This is a genomic window from Profundibacter sp. (assembly GCF_965277155.1).
Classification (GTDB): domain Bacteria; phylum Pseudomonadota; class Alphaproteobacteria; order Rhodobacterales; family Rhodobacteraceae; genus Profundibacter.
On sequence record NZ_CBDIBV010000005.1, the window covers coordinates 347,483 to 363,985 of the forward strand.

Here is a 16,503-nt window from a genome sequence, read left to right on the forward strand (position 1 = left end):
AACGGGTTGCAATTTTCCAGTAAGCGGCATCCACTGACACGATCCGTTTCCGCCACGGCCTTTTGCAAACGGGGGTTCTCGTGCAACCCGTTGCAAAATCCGGTTGTGTGAAAGGCCCGCGCCTGGACTTTTTTAGAACGGCAAATCAAGTTGCATGGCAGGTTTCAAAAAAGCCGGGCGCGAGCGTTTTCAGGCCTCAACCCTTTTCCCGGTAGTGAGGGGATTTGCGAAAATACCCGGACAGAAGCCCCTTCGACGAACAGAGCCTCAATGTCATGTTAAATGCAGGCAACCAGCGGCACAGGGTGGATTGAGGGGTGGACAGGATTTCTCAAGATACGTATATCTGTTTGGTTTTATTTGTTTTTTATGATTTAAATGGTGCCCGGGGGCGGATTTGAACCACCGACACGAGGATTTTCAGTCCACTGCTCTACCCCTGAGCTACCCGGGCACGGGTGAACGAATTTCACGTTCGGGTCGCGGTGTTCTAGACGTGGCACCGGCGGGTGTCCAGAGGCTTTTCAAGAAAAATATCAATGCGGCGCAAGATTGGACTTTTCCATCTCGGCTGTGGCTTCATCCATGTCTTCGGGCGTATCGGCCGGAACCGCGTAAGCGCCATTAAACCAGCGCCCAAGGTCCACATCTGCACAGTGTTTCGAGCAGAACGGGCGGTATTTGATATCCGTTTTCTTATCGCATATAGGACATGACATAACGCTTTCTTGCATGTTCCTTGAAAATTTCCAAGCTGGAAAAGAAAGCACATAAAAACGAAGGGGAGGCGAGCGTGAATACTGGACAGAATAAAGCAATGTGGTCCGGTTGTGTCTCGAAAGTGGTGGAAATTGATTTCAGGCACCTCCGAGCGGGTTGAGTTATGCGCCGGTCAGGCGGCTTGGTCAAGGGTTGCGTCGGCGACGGGCTGAGCGAGCGTTTCCCAGCCATCGACCTTTCGCATGACGATCTGCCCCGAGGCCATCAGAGCCCAAAGCAGCATCGGCACGGTCTCGGCGCATGGCAGCACGGTCTGGGTCTTGATGCGGCGGCGGAATTCCTCGTTCAGGCGTTCGATCGCATTTGTCGTTCTGGCCGATTTCCACTGGCCTTGTGGCAGACGCGTGAAGGTGAAAAGCTTATCTCCTGCTTCTTCCAAGCTGTCAGCGACGGCCTTGCATTTCAGCCGCCATTTTCGCAGAAATGCCTTGCGGCGGGTGGCGATTTCCTCGGGTGTTTTGGCGTAGATCATGTCGCGGTAATCTTCTGTCAACTCATCATGCATACGCTTGGGTGCCTTGGCCAGAAGGTTGCGGTGCTTGTGCACCGTGCACCTCTGGATCGGCAGATCTTCACCCCAGAGGGCAATGAGAGCGACCTCAAGTCCCGGTGCCCCGTCCACGATGACAAATTCGGGCCGTTTCAACCCGCGCGCATCCAGATCGTTGATGAACTGACGCCAGGCGGAGGTGCTTTCGCCGCCCATGTTCATCAGTGATAACAAGACCTTCTGCCCATCCCGGCGCACGCCAATCGCGGCCAGAACCGAGATATTGGTGGCCTTCCTGTCAATCCGCGTTTTGATCACGGTGCCGTCCAGGATCAGCCGCACGATGTCTTCATCCGCAAGGCTGCGGGCGCACCACGCCTGCCAGTCCACCTTCACCTTGCGCCAGGCGCGGCTCACCACATCCTTGCTGACCGCCCCCTGAAACAGGCCGAACAGGGCGCGTTTTACCCGCCGTGTGTTGGTGCCCGAAAGGTAGACAGCAGCGATCAGCGCCTCGGCCTTCTTCGTCAGCCGCTGGTAGCGGGGCAATGCCTTCGAGCGCCATTCTCTGGCCTTGCCGGCCTCGCCTGTGATCCGCGCACGCGGCACGCGCACCGTTTCGGTTCCAAATGTTCCGACCAGTTGCCGCTCGCGATGCCCGTGGCGGTATCCGGCCTTTGCCCCGCCGCTGCGGCCATACCGGCAACGGCCCAGAAACTGCTCCAGCTCCTCTTCGAAAACCGCCTCGATCGTCGCGCGGATGTTCTGGCGCAGCCGGTCTTCAATCGGGTCATAGCCTGCTTCATTGGCCAGTAGCGCGGATGTCGATGTTGCTGTATTCTTTGTCATGGCGTGATCTCCTTGGCGGTTCCAGCCGCCGGTTGGGTGGCTTCGATGCACCCGGAGATTACGCCGTCCTCGAATTTCCACCAAACTCGCGACACTACCCTGTGGTCCCAATCCCCGGTAATCAGCCACGCCTTTCCTCTATGAACTATAGACGGGAAATTGACGGCCTGCGGGCAATCGCGGTTTTGCCGGTGATTTTATATCACGCGGGTTTTTCGGTGTTTCAGGGCGGCTATGTCGGGGTTGATGTATTTTTTGTGATCAGCGGCTTTCTGATCACCACAATCATCCTGAATGACCTGAAACAGGGCCGGTTTTCGATCCTGCGATTTTACGAACGGCGGGCGCGGCGTATTTTACCGGCGCTTTTCACCGTGGTCGCCGCCTGCCTGCCTTTTGCCTGGGTCTGGATGACACCTGTGCAGATGGATAAATTCTCGCAAAGCGTTCTGGCGACGTTCCTGTTCCTATCCAATATCTATTTCTGGCGTGACAGCGGCTATTTCGCCGCCGCTGCTGATGAAAAGCCGCTGATCCACACCTGGAGCCTGGCCGTGGAAGAACAGTTCTATCTGCTATTCCCGCTGCTTTTACTGTTACTGTGGAAAAGGGGCGGGCGCCCCGGAACATTCTGGATATCCGTACTGGCCGTGGCCAGTTTGCTGTTTTCGCAATGGGCAAGCGCGATTGATCCGGAAAAGAACTTCTTTTGGGGCTGACCCAGATAACCTAAAAAGAGGTTATGATGGGAAGCATGAGAAAGAGTCGCCTGAGCCACTACAAGCAAGACCGTCTTACGGAGCATTTTGTTTCGGGATCGACAGCACGAACAGCAGCCAGTTTGTGTGGTGTAAACCGCAAGACCGCAGCGTTTTATTTTCTACGCCTGCGCGAGATAATCGCCTATGAGCTGGAGGCGGAAAGCCAAGCTATGTTCGGCGGAGAAATAGAAGTGGACGAAAGCTACTTTGGCGGCAAACGCAAAGGTAAACGCGGGCGTGGTGCGGCAGGTAAAATTCCCGTTTTTGGTATATTAAAAAGGGGTGGGAAGGTTTACACCAAGATCATCCCGGACGCCAAATCCGCCACTCTGATCCCGATCATAGAGCGCAAAGTCGTGCCGGATTCCATCGTCTATTCCGATTGTTGGCGCGGTTATAATGTGCTGGATGTGTCAGACTTCCACCACTTTCGCATCAACCATTCCAAGCTCTTTGCAGACCGTCACAACCACATCAATGGCATCGAGAATTTCTGGAACCAAGCCAAGCGCCACATGCGCCGATTTAACGGTGTCCCCAAGGCCCAATTTGGGCTATATTTGAAGGAATGCGAGTGGCGTTTCAACAACAGTGACCCTTCAGCTCAGTTATTGCAGCTAAGACAATGGGTTAAGCGTTACTTGAAGTAGTTATCTGGGTCAGCCCCCTTCTTTTTCACAGGGTCACGCATCTGGGAATTGATGATCGGTTCGATTGCGGCCTGTATCATGGTGAAATGCCCCCCCGCCCCCAAAGACGGTATTGCGGCCCTCGGGTTTCTGATGATTGTCTTTGCAATTTTCGCTTATAACGATGCAACCCCCTTTCCATCGTTCTATACGCTGGTGCCGGTATTGGGCACGGCGTTTATCCTTGTTTTTGCTGACAAAAACACAATGACCGGGCGCCTGTTGTCGCTGCCATTCTTTGTCGGTATCGGGTTGATCAGTTACAGCGCGTATTTGTGGCACCAGCCTATTTTCGCCTTTGCCCGTATTTATAACATCACCCCGCCGCCGCAGATGTTGATGCTGGCACTGGCCTTGCTGTCCATTGTGCTTGCCTATCTGTCGTGGAGTTTTGTCGAGCAACCCTTCCGCCGCACAAAAACCGGCCCCCTGAAAAGCAGAAAAAGCGTGTTTCTGGCCTCGGGTATCGGCATGGCATTGTTTTTGGCGTTTGGCGTCTACGGGGACAAAAGCGATGGGATTCCAAACCGTTTGCCCGCCAATGTAGCATCGTTTTATGCAACCAATGAATGGGACAAAAGCTGTCTTTACCAACGCCGCGACGGGCAACCGGATTGGCCAAACGAGCGGTGCATTTTCAACAAAGGGGAGCCGTTAAAGATTGCCATATGGGGGGATTCCATTGCCGCATCTTTAACTCCGAGCATCACCCGTATTGTGCAAGAGAACAGTGTTGAAGTGCACCAACTCACATATGGTTCGTGCATGCCGGTTAAAGGGCTTCATCGTGCCGCTGTGGAGGGCCAAGACCCTTGCATAGAATTTGTAAAACGGGCCCATTCCTATATTCAGAAGGCTGGCTTTGACGCGGTTGTTATTGTCGCCAACTGGCCGACATATCTGGAATCTCCATCTTCAATGGAACCTGTCGGCATATCCCCGAAAGCTGAATTTACCGATAAAGACCTCTGCATAACATCGGGATTCCCCCGGGTTGGCCGTTTTGGTAAGCTAGCCGGGAAATCTCTGGGGTGAATAGATGGACCTTTTCCTGCACGAAGCGGCGGCACGGATCGGCGCGGATGACGTTCTGTCGAAGATCGACGCGCTGATGGATTGGAACTCGTTTTTGCCGATCCTGCGGCGCGGTCTGGGGCGCTCGGGGATCGGGCCTCAGGGCTATGATCCGCTGGTTCTGTTCAAGTGTCTTCTGGTTGGCCAGTGGCACGGGCTGAGCGACCCGAAGCTGGAGCGGGCCTTGAAGGTGCGGCTGGATTTCATGCTGTTCTGCGGGCTCGATCTGCACGCGTCGGTGCCGGATGAGACGACCCACTGCCGGTTCCGCAATGCGCTGGTCCGGGGTGGCGTTTACGATGAGCTGCTGGCCGAGGTCTGCCGCCAGATCGAGGCGCATGGGCTGAAGCTGAAAGAGGCTGAGGCGGCGATCATTGATGCGACCCTGATCGCGGCGGCGGCGCGCCCGCGCACCCATATCGACGCCCCGCAGGACCGGGCAGAGGACGGGGCAAGGGAAGGGACGCCGGATGATCCGCCCGAGGTCTCACCCGACGGGGCACAGCTGCATTTCAGCGCCGACCCTGATGCCCGCTGGGTCAAGAAGGGCCGCAAGAGCACGCTCGGCTACAAGGGCTTTGCCCGCTGCGACGAAGAGGGCTTTATCGACAAGGTGCACACCACGCCCGCCAATGCCGCCGAAAGCCCCGAATTCGCCACCATGATCGCGGGCGCAAAGGCGCAGCGGGTGCTGGCCGACAAGGCCTATGCGAGCAAGGCCAACCGCCAGATGCTGCGCGGCAAATACCGCGACGGCATCCTGCGCAAGGCAGCGCGCGGCCGCCCCCTGCGGCAATCGGAGAAACGCTTCAACCGGCTGATTTCGAAACGCCGCTTCCGCATCGAGCAGACTTTCGGCACGATGAAACGCCTCTTCGGCCTGCAGCGGGCGAGATATTTCGGGCGCGCCAGGGTGCATGCCCAGATGGTCATGGCCGCCATCGCGCAAAACCTGCTCAAGGCCGCAAACAGGATCACCCTCAACCCGCAAACCCCCGCAATCGCATAGCCCCAAACCCCGCCACCCGTCTGTCCGCCGGACCCGCAGGGGCGCAAGGTGGGCGGCCGAAATCTTGCTTCAACCGAAAGCCATGGCCTCATGCAGAGGTCTTCGATATTTTCAAACAAAGTATGGATCAGCTTGGCGTGCCCGTACTCTTGCTTTTGACCCATCCAAGCGCAAGATACGAGGTAGTCGACGCTGCGGGCAGGGTGTTATTGCACGACAATCAAGTGCCAAAACTGGGTATCTCGATTCAGGAATTTCACGATAGAACCCAACGCACCCGACCCGTTCTGGAAAAGGCCGCCAATGTTGCCGGTGTTCAGACACTTTCAATGGAGAATCTGTTCTGTAACACCTAGGTTGTGTCTCGAAAGTGGTGGAAATTGATTTCAGGCACCTCCGAGCGGGTTGAGTTATGCGCCGGTCAGGCGGCTTGGTCAAGGGTTGCGTCGGCGACGGGCTGAGCGAGCGTTTCCCAGCCATCGACCTTTCGCATGACGATCTGCCCCGAGGCCATCAGAGCCCAAAGCAGCATCGGCACGGTCTCGGCGCATGGCAGCACGGTCTGGGTCTTGATGCGGCGGCGGAATTCCTCGTTCAGGCGTTCGATCGCATTTGTCGTTCTGGCCGATTTCCACTGGCCTTGTGGCAGACGCGTGAAGGTGAAAAGCTTATCTCCTGCTTCTTCCAAGCTGTCAGCGACGGCCTTGCATTTCAGCCGCCATTTTCGCAGAAATGCCTTGCGGCGGGTGGCGATTTCCTCGGGTGTTTTGGCGTAGATCATGTCGCGGTAATCTTCTGTCAACTCATCATGCATACGCTTGGGTGCCTTGGCCAGAAGGTTGCGGTGCTTGTGCACCGTGCACCTCTGGATCGGCAGATCTTCACCCCAGAGGGCAATGAGAGCGACCTCAAGTCCCGGTGCCCCGTCCACGATGACAAATTCGGGCCGTTTCAACCCGCGCGCATCCAGATCGTTGATGAACTGACGCCAGGCGGAGGTGCTTTCGCCGCCCATGTTCATCAGTGATAACAAGACCTTCTGCCCATCCCGGCGCACGCCAATCGCGGCCAGAACCGAGATATTGGTGGCCTTCCTGTCAATCCGCGTTTTGATCACGGTGCCGTCCAGGATCAGCCGCACGATGTCTTCATCCGCAAGGCTGCGGGCGCACCACGCCTGCCAGTCCACCTTCACCTTGCGCCAGGCGCGGCTCACCACATCCTTGCTGACCGCCCCCTGAAACAGGCCGAACAGGGCGCGTTTTACCCGCCGTGTGTTGGTGCCCGAAAGGTAGACAGCAGCGATCAGCGCCTCGGCCTTCTTCGTCAGCCGCTGGTAGCGGGGCAATGCCTTCGAGCGCCATTCTCTGGCCTTGCCGGCCTCGCCTGTGATCCGCGCACGCGGCACGCGCACCGTTTCGGTTCCAAATGTTCCGACCAGTTGCCGCTCGCGATGCCCGTGGCGGTATCCGGCCTTTGCCCCGCCGCTGCGGCCATACCGGCAACGGCCCAGAAACTGCTCCAGCTCCTCTTCGAAAACCGCCTCGATCGTCGCGCGGATGTTCTGGCGCAGCCGGTCTTCAATCGGGTCATAGCCTGCTTCATTGGCCAGTAGCGCGGATGTCGATGTTGCTGTATTCTTTGTCATGGCGTGATCTCCTTGGCGGTTCCAGCCGCCGGTTGGGTGGCTTCGATGCACCCGGAGATTACGCCGTCCTCGAATTTCCACCAAACTCGCGACACTACCGCATAAACGGCTCATCGGATAATCACGTTGGGCCGTTTTTCCTTGTGTTTAATACTCCTGGGAACCTCTGTAAATTCCCGTTTTCGCCTTCTTCGCGGCGGGGTGGACGGTTTTTCGCCTGTCCCGCCTGATTGCTTCGGATCATAAACCCATTTTCACCGGTTTCAAGCCGGTTTTGGGTATTTCAGGCACACCTCACCCCATGAACCCTTATCCCGGCGCCGCCAGGCCGCATTCGAACTGGACGAAGCGCTTCATGTTGTAGACCAGGTTCATCATCCCGATGCGAAATCGCGCCCGCTTCAGGCCGATGGAGCGGATCAGCTTGCCGCCCATGGAGCGCTCCTGAAAAGCGAATACATGCTCGACCCGGACCCGCACTTTCGAGCGCCTCCGGTTGGCCTTTTGCTGGCGCTCGCCAAGCGGCTTGCCGCGCCTGCCCTTGTGATGGATATGGCTGTGAAGCCCCCGCTCTTCCAGCTCGCTTTCGATCTTTTGCGAGCGATAGGCGCTGTCGGCCCACAGGTCCGATGAGGTGTTGCTCGCATCAATCAGACCGGCAAGCGCCTGGCTGTCATGCACGGCGGCATCGGTGACATCATAAGCGCGGATGAATTTGTGCCGCCGGTCGACATTGATGTGGTTCTTGTAGCCGTAATAGCTCTTGCCGTGCTTCTTCGTCCAGCGCGCATCCACGTCCTTCTGGCGCTTCTTGTGGGGTTTTTCCTCCCACTCTTCAGGCGTTTCGCCCGCCTTGATTTTCTCGTTCTCGTCCCTTTTGTTGTGCTGGCGCGGCGCCGGAACGATGCTCGCATCAACAATCTGCCCGCCCATCGCCAGATAGCCCTTTTCGCGCAGAAAGGCATCGAACTTGTCAAACAGCTCCTTCATCTTCCCGGCCCCGGCCAGCCTTTCACGGTAGGCCCAGATGGTCTTGGCGTCAGGTACGCTGTCTTCAATGCCAAGGCCGAGAAACCGCATGAACGACAGGCGGTCGCGGATCTGATACTCGATCTGATCGTCAGAGAGGTTGTAGAGCTGCTGCAAAACCATCGTCTTGAATATCAGCACCTCATCCCAAGGCGGGCGGCCAGCGTTGGATTTGCGCTGTTCGGGCGGCGTGCGCCATATGGCCTTCAGCTCGTCCCGGTAATCCTCGAACGGCACCATGTCGTTGAGCAACACCAGCGGATCACCAGATTTGTCCAGTCCCGCGTATCGGCTGGAAAGATCAAAAAATCCCATCTGACCCATGACAAAACCCCGTCGGTCGAATCATTTTCATCCTGATGACGATTCTACCCCGTCAGGCCGGATTTTGGGGGATTTTTAGAGGTTCCCTATAGTTTTTTTGAGGGGCTGACCCAGATAACCTAAAAAGAGGTTATGATGGGAAGCATGAGAAAGAGTCGCCTGAGCCACTACAAGCAAGACCGTCTTACGGAGCATTTTGTTTCGGGATCGACAGCACGAACAGCAGCCAGTTTGTGTGGTGTAAACCGCAAGACCGCAGCGTTTTATTTTCTACGCCTGCGCGAGATAATCGCCTATGAGCTGGAGGCGGAAAGCCAAGCTATGTTCGGCGGAGAAATAGAAGTGGACGAAAGCTACTTTGGCGGCAAACGCAAAGGTAAACGCGGGCGTGGTGCGGCAGGTAAAATTCCCGTTTTTGGTATATTAAAAAGGGGTGGGAAGGTTTACACCAAGATCATCCCGGACGCCAAATCCGCCACTCTGATCCCGATCATAGAGCGCAAAGTCGTGCCGGATTCCATCGTCTATTCCGATTGTTGGCGCGGTTATAATGTGCTGGATGTGTCAGACTTCCACCACTTTCGCATCAACCATTCCAAGCTCTTTGCAGACCGTCACAACCACATCAATGGCATCGAGAATTTCTGGAACCAAGCCAAGCGCCACATGCGCCGATTTAACGGTGTCCCCAAGGCCCAATTTGGGCTATATTTGAAGGAATGCGAGTGGCGTTTCAACAACAGTGACCCTTCAGCTCAGTTATTGCAGCTAAGACAATGGGTTAAGCGTTACTTGAAGTAGTTATCTGGGTCAGCCCCTATGGTTATTATTAACCCATCGGCAGCATCACTTCAACTTCTTCGCCATCCCGCACCGCCGTGTAAAAACAGCTTCGCCGGTTGGTATGACAGGCCGGCCCTGTCTGGCGCACCACCACCAGCAGGCAATCACGGTCACAATCCACGCGCAGTTCCACCAGTTCCTGCACATGGCCCGATGTCTCGCCCTTGACCCAATACGCTTGCCGCGAGCGCGACCAATAGGTCACCTTGCCCGTTTCCAATGTGCGCGCCACCGCCTCGGCGTTCATCCATGCCATCATCAGCACTTCGCCGCTGTCATGGTCCTGTGCAATTGCCGGGATCAAGCCATTGTTATCAAAACGTAGTGTTGCAGGGTCGAATGACATATGGAATCCTTTGCATATCCGCTGTAGACGCCTATCTAGAATACCAGCAGCCAAAAGGGAAAGCCAATGAGCGATAATGCCGAGCTGATAAAACTTTATTCCGGCCAGATTCTGGCGCTGGCGGCCGATATTCCCCTGACCGACCGGCTGGACAATCCCCAAGCCACCGTAAAACGCCGCGCGCCCCTGTGCGGGTCCACCGTGACGGTCGATATTGTGCTGGAAGATGGCAAAATCGCACAGTTCGGTCAGGATGTAAAAGCCTGCGCATTGGGTCAGGCGGCGGCCTCGGTGGTGGCAAGCCGGATCATCGGGCGCACCGCGCCCGAAATCACCAAGGCCCGCGATCAACTCTCCGCCATGCTGCGCGACGGTGGCCCTGCCCCCGACGTGCCCTTTGACGGGCTAAAGGTGCTGGAACCCGCGCGCGAATTCAAGAACCGCCACGCCTCGATCCTGTTGGCGCTGGAAGCCACGGTCGAAGCTATCGAAACTGCCCAAAAAACCGCCTGCGCTTAACGTCACGGAAATGATTGGGCCTTAGCGTCCCTGTTTCATCCACAGGAGACGTTTATGATTCCCGCCGCCGATTTTACTGATTCCAGCCCCGCCAATGATCAGATGGACAGGCTTTCGCATATTGCGTCCCGGCTTAGTCTGGAATTGGTCGATATTGCCGGTGCGCTGGACCAGATCGATGACAGCACCAGCCAGCAATTACAGTCATTGGACCATGTGCGCAGAAATGCAGACAGGATGGTGCAGGGCAACACCAGCGTGCGCAAGGCGATTGATCTGATAAATGAAACCACCACCGAAACGCTCGAGGCGGTAATATCATCGGTTGAAAACATCCAGAGTGCGGGCAACCGCACCCAAAAGTTGGCCAACTGGGTGCGTTCGCTGGATGCGCGCATCACGGAAATCGAGGATACGATCGCCTCGGCGCGCTCCAATAATGACGATATTGCCTCGATTGCGGCGCAGGTGAATATACTTGCCATCAATGCCAAGATCGAAGCGGCGCGGGCCGGCGAAGCAGGGCGCGGCTTTGCCGTGGTTGCCGAAGCGATTAACGAATTGTCACGCAAAACCGCAGGGGCGGCCGAGGCGATCTCTGACAGCATCCTGACTCTGGGTGACTGGATCGATGCCTTGCGTGGCGAAGCCAGTGTCGCCGCCGAAGATGCCGAAGGGGTGCTGGCCGAAGCGGATGACACCGACATATCCTTGTCCGGCATCGCGGAACATGTGCGGATGATCAATTCCGAAGCCAAACAGATCAAAGAAAATGCCGGGAATGTCGGCACCGCTATTTCCGAATTTGGCGAAAGTTTTGATCGGATGGGCACCGCACTGGAAGGCACGGCCACCGGCATCCATCAGGTGCGTGACCGCGCCGATACTATGGTCGAGCAGGCCGAATGCCTGGTATAAAGCAGCGTATCCCTGGGGGGAGCCACTCAGGATTCCCGTTTTATTGACGAGGTGCAGGCACGGGCTTCGCTGATTTCGATGGCATTTGAAGAAGCTGTCGCAAACGGCACAATCACCCGCGATGATTTGTTCAAACCGACATATAAACCGATCCCCGGCAGTGACCCGCAACAGTTCTTGACCGCGTTCACCGATCTAACCGATACCATCTTACCCCCGATTCAGGAACCGGCGCTGGATTTCGATCCATCGGTGGTGTTTTGTGCTGCGATTGACCGCAATGGGTATATTCCGACCCATAACAACAAGTTCTCGCAACCGATGGGGGATGATCCGGTCTGGAACACGGCCAATTGTCGAAACCGGCGTATTTTTGACGACAAGGTCGGCCTGAAAGCGGGCAACAACAAGCAGCCCTTTCTGTTGCAGGTATACCGCCGCAATATGGGGGGCGGCGAATTTGTTACGATGAAGGATGTCTCGGCCCCGATCATTGTTGGCGGGCAATTGTGGGGCGGATTGCGGCTGGCCTATACATTATAAAAAACCGCCGCACTTCTGGGACAGAAGGCGGCGGCAAGTGGCCATGTCTGATGTGGTCCGGTTCCGCTTGGACGAGAAAGAGGCAATCTTCTCATATCTGGGATAGATGTGTCATCGTGCAGCTGTGGGGACATATTGCACGCGGATTTTCCGGCATAAGACGGCAGGCAAAGTCAGTAATTCTGTTCAGAACACCCCCGGCAGATAAAGAGCAGCGCCCAGCATAACGATCAGGGCAGCGGCGCCAGCAGCATCCTGAAGAAGGGTTGCGCCGGATCGGGCATAAACGGTTTTGATTTCAGCGAGCATTGTGTGGCTCCTTTGATGTTCACGTTCTGTCTGTTGCCCCTTTGTTCCTATATTTGCGTTAACTTGTAAAGAACTTTTTAAGAACATTTGCGAACAAAACGGCAGAAATATTGCTAACCCACTGATATTAATCGAATTGCCTTATCCTGTTCCATTAACCATAACAGCACCCGCGCCGCCTTGCCGCGTTCCCCGTCCAGCGTTGGATCCTCGGCCAGCAATTTGCGCGCATCACTTTGTGCCACCGCCATCAAGCCCGCCTGCCGTTCAAGATCGGCAATCCGGAACCTTGGCAGTCCGGATTGCGCTGTGCCAATCAAATCCCCTGCCCCGCGCATTGCCAAATCTTCTTCGGCAATGCGAAACCCGTCCTCGGTCTCGCGCAGAATTTCCAGCCGCCGCGCCGCCGTCTCGGAAAGGGGCGGCTGATACATCAATAAACATGTCGATTGCTCGCTCCCGCGCCCGACCCGCCCGCGCAACTGGTGCAACTGCGCCAACCCGAAACTTTCGGCCCGCTCAACCACCATGATCGTTGCGTTGGGCACATCCACGCCCACCTCGATCACCGTGGTGGCGACCAGAACTTTGGTTTCGCCCGCCTCGAACCGTTTCATCGCCGCGTCCTTATCGGCAGGCGGCATCTGCCCATGCACCAGTCCGACCACGCCTTCGCCAAGGGCGGCGCGCAACATTTTGAACCGTTCTTCCGCCGCAACCATATCAACGACTTCGCTTTCCTCGACCAGCGGACAAACCCAATAGGCCTGCCGCCCCTCGGCCAGCGCTTTGCGCAGATGATCAACCACCTCGTCCACCCGTCCGGTCGACACCATCGCCGTGCGGATCGGTTTTCGCCCGGGCGGTTTTTCATCCAGAACCGACACATCCATATCACCATATTGCGCCAGCGACAGCGAGCGCGGGATCGGCGTAGCCGTCATCACCAACACATCCGCATGCACCCCCTTTGCCGACAATTCCAGCCTTTGCCGCACCCCGAACCGGTGCTGTTCATCCACCACCGCCAGCCGCAAATCGGCAAATTCAACGTCCTTCTGGAACACCGCATGGGTGCCCACCAGTATCTGTATCTTGCCCGATTTCAGCGCCGCCAGTTTCGCCGCACGCTCGCCCCCCTTATCACGACCGGTCAGAATTTCCAGCACCACACCCGCGGCTTCGGCCAAGGGCTGTAACCCCGCCAGATGCTGACGCGCCAGAATTTCCGTCGGGGCCATCATCACCCCCTGCCCGCCCGCCTCGACCGCGATCAGCAAAGCCATCAGCGCCACAAGCGTTTTGCCCGCGCCCACATCGCCCTGCAACAACCGGTTCATCCGCTTGGGACCGGCCATATCGGCCTCGATTTCCTTGATCGCGCGGGCCTGTGCACCGGTTGGTTTGTAAGGTAGCGACGCCAGAACCTTTTCCCGCAACACCCCCGTTCCGATGGAAACCTGCCCCTTGCCCCGCCTCTCCACCGCACGGGCCAGCGCCAGAGTTAACTGGTGGGCGAACAATTCATCATAAGCCAGCCGTTCACGCGCTGGCGATTCAGCCGCCAGATCGGCATGGGTTTGGGGCGCATGCGCCGTCGTCAGGGCATCTCCCCAGTCCGGCCATTTCGCCTTTTTCTTTTGCCCCGCATCAATCCATTCCGCCACTACAGGCACCCGTGCCAAAGCCGAGTGCATAGCTTTGGTCATAAGCCGCTGGGTAATCCCCGAGGTCAGCGGATATACCGGTTCAAACGCAGGAATTTCATCAGCTTCATCAACCCGCAAAACGTGGTCGGGATGCACGATCTGCGCTATTCCGTCAAAGATTTCAACCTTGCCCGACACCACACGCCGCTGGCCTGTCGGCAGGATTTTCTGCAAATAATCCGGGTGCGCGTGGAAAAACACCAGTTGAAAAGTGGTTTTCGCATCCGTCATTTCCACCCGATAAGGCCGCCCCCGCGCCGAGGGCGGAATATGCCGCCCCACCACCCCTTCGACCGTCACCACCGCAGGCGCGGTCACATCGCGGACACTTTCGCGACGCTGGCGATCAATGCCGCTGTTGGGCAGCGTGAAAATCAGGTCACGCGGTTTTTCCACCCCCATCTGGGCAAAATGCGCCGCGGTTTTAGGGCCAACGCCGTCCAGCGTTTCCAAATCCGCAAATAGCGGAAACAGGATTTCTGGCCGCCCGCTCATAGATCACCGATCAGGGCCAACCAGTCGTCCTCGTTGATCATTTCCACACCCAGACTTTCGGCCTTTTTCGCCTTTGATCCCGCCCCAGGTCCGGCCACAACCAGATCGGTTTTCTTCGAGACCGAACCGGACACCTTGGCCCCCAAAGCCTCGGCACGGGCCTTGGCCTCGGCGCGGGTCATTTTCTCAAGGCTGCCGGTGAATACTATGGTTTTGCCAGCAACCGGGCTGTCGACAGGCGCCTGTATCACAGCGTCCTGTGGCTCAAGCTGGGCAACCAACCGGTCGATCGAAGCGCGTTCGTTTTCCTGATGAAAGGCGGTGATCAGTGATGTGGCCATCACCGCGCCCACACCATCAATCCCAATCAGATCGTCCCATTCCGGCCCGTCATTCAGGGTGGCGCGGGTGATGGCAGTTTCGAAATTTTTCCATGATCCATAGTGTTCGGCCAACAGCTTTGCCGCACTTTCACCCACATGGCGGATACCCAGCGAATAAATCAGCCGATCCAGCGGCATTTTGCGTTTTTCTTCAATCGCGCGAAACAGGTTTTGCGCCGATTTTTCACCCCAGCCTTCACGGTTCTTCAGCTTGGTCAGATTGGCTTCATCACGGGCCTGAAGGGTGAAAATATCGGCCGGTTCGCGGATCGGCAGTTGTTCGTCATGATAAAACATTTCGATCTGTTTTGCGCCCAGCCCATCAATGTCAAACGCACCGCGACTGACAAAATGTTTCAGTTTTTCAACGGCCTGCGCGGGGCAAATGATACCGCCCGTGCAACGGCGCACGGCATCACCTTCCTCGCGCACCGCGTCCGAGCCACACTCGGGGCATTTGACGGGAAATTCATAAGGTTTGGCATCCGCGGGGCGTTTGGCCAGATCGACATCGGCAATTTTCGGGATCACGTCACCGGCGCGATAGACCTGAACCCAGTCGCCGATGCGGATATCTTTACCGTCGCGGATCACGTTGCCTTTGGAATCCATCCCCTTGATGTAATCCTCGTTATGCAGGGTCGCGTTGGACACCACGACACCGCCAACCGTCACAGGGGTAAGGCGGGCAACAGGGGACAAGGCGCCGGTGCGACCGACCTGGATGTCGATGTCTTCCAACCACGTCCAGGCCTTTTCGGCGGGAAATTTATGGGCGATGGCCCAGCGGGGGGTGGTTGAGCGAAAGCCGAGCCGGTGTTGCAAGGCAAGATCGTTCACCTTGTAAACGACGCCATCAATGTCATAGCCAAGTGTGGCGCGCTGACTTTCAATGTTGCGGTAATGGGCGAGCATTTCTGCAGGGCCATTGCACAGACGGGTCAACGGGTTTGTTGAAAAGCCAAGACTGGCCAGTCGCTCAATCGCGTCCATCTGATTTTTTGCCAGCGGTTCTGAAAGTTCGCCCCAGGCATAGGCAAAGAATTTCAACGGGCGGGTTTTGGTTATGCTGGCGTCCAGTTGACGAAGCGATCCGGCAGCTGCATTGCGCGGATTGGCAAAGGGTTTTTCGCCCTTTTCAAGTTGGCGTTCATTCAGCGCTTCGAAATCGGCATGGGTCATATAAACCTCGCCGCGCACCTCCAGAATTTCGGGGGCGTTTGTCAGAGAATGGGGAATATCCTGAACCGTCATTGCATTGCGGGTCACGTTTTCCCCGACCTCGCCATCGCCACGTGTGGCAGCCTGTACCAGTTTGCCTTGCTCATATCGCAAGGAAAGCGACAGGCCATCAATTTTAGGCTCGGCCGTATAGGCCAGATCCGCATCTGCATCCAACCCCAGAAACTTGCGGATACGGGCGTCAAAATCATAGACATCTTCATCGGTAAAGGCATTACCCAGTGACAGCATCCGAACCGCATGGGTAACTTTGGAAAAGCCTTCGGCCGGCGCGGCGCCCACAACATCGCTGGGACTATCAGCCCTTTTCAGGTGGGGAAAGCGGGCTTCGATGGCCGCATTGCGCCGTTTCAGCGCATCATATTCGGCATCCGATATCTCGGGCGCATCCCGGGTGTGATAAGCCAGATTGGCACGGTTCAGGATATCGGCCAGCCGCGCCAGTTCGGCGCGGGCCTGATCCTCGTCCAGTTGATCAACTTCGATCTGCGATCCCATCCCGACCTCTTTGTGTTTCCCTTATTGATAAGTGGGCACCACAAA

General features: G+C 56.8%; 17 protein-coding genes and 1 tRNA gene. 8 read left to right on the forward strand and 10 right to left on the reverse strand.

The genetic code is table 11. The features are described 5' to 3' along the window. Window positions 1-379 precede the first annotated feature (379 nt). The 3 genes from ACQY4M_RS05790 to ACQY4M_RS05800 all read right to left on the reverse strand — a co-directional run bounded on the left by ACQY4M_RS05790 (window position 380) and on the right by ACQY4M_RS05800 (window position 2,119). Window positions 380-454 (reverse strand) — tRNA-Phe (locus tag ACQY4M_RS05790). 82 nt (window positions 455-536) lie between these two features. Then, window positions 537-719: a DNA gyrase inhibitor YacG gene (locus ACQY4M_RS05795; RefSeq protein WP_428542095.1), complete on the reverse strand. Its 183-nt coding sequence runs from the start codon at window positions 717-719 to the stop codon at window positions 537-539. A gap of 173 nt (window positions 720-892) precedes the next feature. After that, a complete protein-coding gene (locus tag ACQY4M_RS05800; protein WP_428539582.1) occupies window positions 893-2,119 on the reverse strand; it encodes an IS256 family transposase in 1,227 nt (408 codons plus the stop codon). 140 nt (window positions 2,120-2,259) lie between these two features. On the opposite strand from ACQY4M_RS05800, the gene ACQY4M_RS05805 reads away from it, so the two are divergent. Genes ACQY4M_RS05805 through ACQY4M_RS05820 form a run of 4 tightly spaced genes read left to right on the forward strand, consistent with a single transcriptional unit; the run spans window position 2,260 to window position 5,652 of the window. Beyond that, window positions 2,260-2,838, forward strand: a complete 579-nt coding sequence (locus ACQY4M_RS05805) for an acyltransferase family protein (RefSeq protein WP_428541942.1) — start codon at window positions 2,260-2,262, stop codon at window positions 2,836-2,838. Between the two features lie 35 nt (window positions 2,839-2,873). After that, window positions 2,874-3,530 carry an IS1595 family transposase gene (locus ACQY4M_RS05810; protein ID WP_428539609.1) on the forward strand — a complete coding sequence of 219 codons (657 nt, stop codon included), beginning with the start codon at window positions 2,874-2,876 and terminating at the stop codon, window positions 3,528-3,530. Between the two features lie 51 nt (window positions 3,531-3,581). Next, window positions 3,582-4,604 carry an acyltransferase family protein gene (locus tag ACQY4M_RS05815; protein WP_428541945.1) on the forward strand — a complete coding sequence of 341 codons (1,023 nt, stop codon included), beginning with the start codon at window positions 3,582-3,584 and terminating at the stop codon, window positions 4,602-4,604. 4 nt (window positions 4,605-4,608) lie between these two features. Then, window positions 4,609-5,652 (forward strand): IS5 family transposase, encoded by a 1,044-nt coding sequence (locus tag ACQY4M_RS05820; RefSeq protein WP_428539221.1) that lies wholly within the window; start codon window positions 4,609-4,611, stop codon window positions 5,650-5,652. Window positions 5,653-6,073: 421 nt separating this feature from the next. Here ACQY4M_RS05820 and ACQY4M_RS05825 read toward each other — a convergent pair whose 3' ends face one another. The 3 genes from ACQY4M_RS05825 to ACQY4M_RS05835 all read right to left on the reverse strand — a co-directional run bounded on the left by ACQY4M_RS05825 (window position 6,074) and on the right by ACQY4M_RS05835 (window position 8,653). Then, on the reverse strand, window positions 6,074-7,300 hold the full coding sequence (locus ACQY4M_RS05825; protein WP_428539582.1) for an IS256 family transposase: 1,227 nt from the start codon (window positions 7,298-7,300) through the stop codon (window positions 6,074-6,076). A 121-nt stretch (window positions 7,301-7,421) separates the two neighbouring features. Then, on the reverse strand, window positions 7,422-7,544 hold the full coding sequence (locus tag ACQY4M_RS05830) for a hypothetical protein (protein WP_428541948.1): 123 nt from the start codon (window positions 7,542-7,544) through the stop codon (window positions 7,422-7,424). A 65-nt stretch (window positions 7,545-7,609) separates the two neighbouring features. After that, window positions 7,610-8,653, reverse strand: coding sequence for an IS5 family transposase (locus ACQY4M_RS05835; protein ID WP_428539227.1), 1,044 nt, complete (start codon window positions 8,651-8,653; stop codon window positions 7,610-7,612). 144 nt (window positions 8,654-8,797) lie between these two features. Between ACQY4M_RS05835 and ACQY4M_RS05840 the strand changes: the two genes are divergently transcribed. Beyond that, window positions 8,798-9,454 carry an IS1595 family transposase gene (locus ACQY4M_RS05840; RefSeq protein ID WP_428539609.1) on the forward strand — a complete coding sequence of 219 codons (657 nt, stop codon included), beginning with the start codon at window positions 8,798-8,800 and terminating at the stop codon, window positions 9,452-9,454. 28 nt (window positions 9,455-9,482) lie between these two features. Here ACQY4M_RS05840 and hisI read toward each other — a convergent pair whose 3' ends face one another. Then, window positions 9,483-9,842, reverse strand: coding sequence for a phosphoribosyl-AMP cyclohydrolase (gene hisI / locus ACQY4M_RS05845; protein ID WP_428541951.1), 360 nt, complete (start codon window positions 9,840-9,842; stop codon window positions 9,483-9,485). A gap of 66 nt (window positions 9,843-9,908) precedes the next feature. Here hisI and ACQY4M_RS05850 point away from each other — a divergent pair, with 66 nt between their 5' ends. The 3 genes from ACQY4M_RS05850 (at window position 9,909) to ACQY4M_RS05860 (ending at window position 11,822) form a co-directional block, all read left to right on the forward strand. Continuing rightward, window positions 9,909-10,361 carry an iron-sulfur cluster assembly scaffold protein gene (locus ACQY4M_RS05850; protein WP_428541954.1) on the forward strand — a complete coding sequence of 151 codons (453 nt, stop codon included), beginning with the start codon at window positions 9,909-9,911 and terminating at the stop codon, window positions 10,359-10,361. 54 nt (window positions 10,362-10,415) lie between these two features. Beyond that, entirely contained in the window at window positions 10,416-11,279 is an 864-nt protein-coding gene (locus ACQY4M_RS05855; protein WP_428541957.1) for a methyl-accepting chemotaxis protein, read from the forward strand. Between the two features lie 78 nt (window positions 11,280-11,357). Beyond that, window positions 11,358-11,822 (forward strand): hypothetical protein, encoded by a 465-nt coding sequence (locus ACQY4M_RS05860; protein WP_428541960.1) that lies wholly within the window; start codon window positions 11,358-11,360, stop codon window positions 11,820-11,822. Between the two features lie 186 nt (window positions 11,823-12,008). Here the strand turns inward: ACQY4M_RS05860 and ACQY4M_RS05865 are convergent, their stop codons facing one another. From ACQY4M_RS05865 to ligA, 3 genes are all read right to left on the reverse strand, one after another. Then, window positions 12,009-12,131, reverse strand: coding sequence for a hypothetical protein (locus ACQY4M_RS05865; RefSeq protein WP_428541963.1), 123 nt, complete (start codon window positions 12,129-12,131; stop codon window positions 12,009-12,011). A 113-nt stretch (window positions 12,132-12,244) separates the two neighbouring features. Continuing rightward, a complete protein-coding gene (gene recG, locus ACQY4M_RS05870) occupies window positions 12,245-14,335 on the reverse strand; it encodes an ATP-dependent DNA helicase RecG (protein WP_428541966.1) in 2,091 nt (696 codons plus the stop codon). Then, entirely contained in the window at window positions 14,332-16,458 is a 2,127-nt protein-coding gene (ligA, locus tag ACQY4M_RS05875; RefSeq protein WP_428541969.1) for an NAD-dependent DNA ligase LigA, read from the reverse strand. The genes recG and ligA overlap by 4 nt, the downstream gene beginning before the upstream one ends. Window positions 16,459-16,503 lie beyond the last annotated feature (45 nt).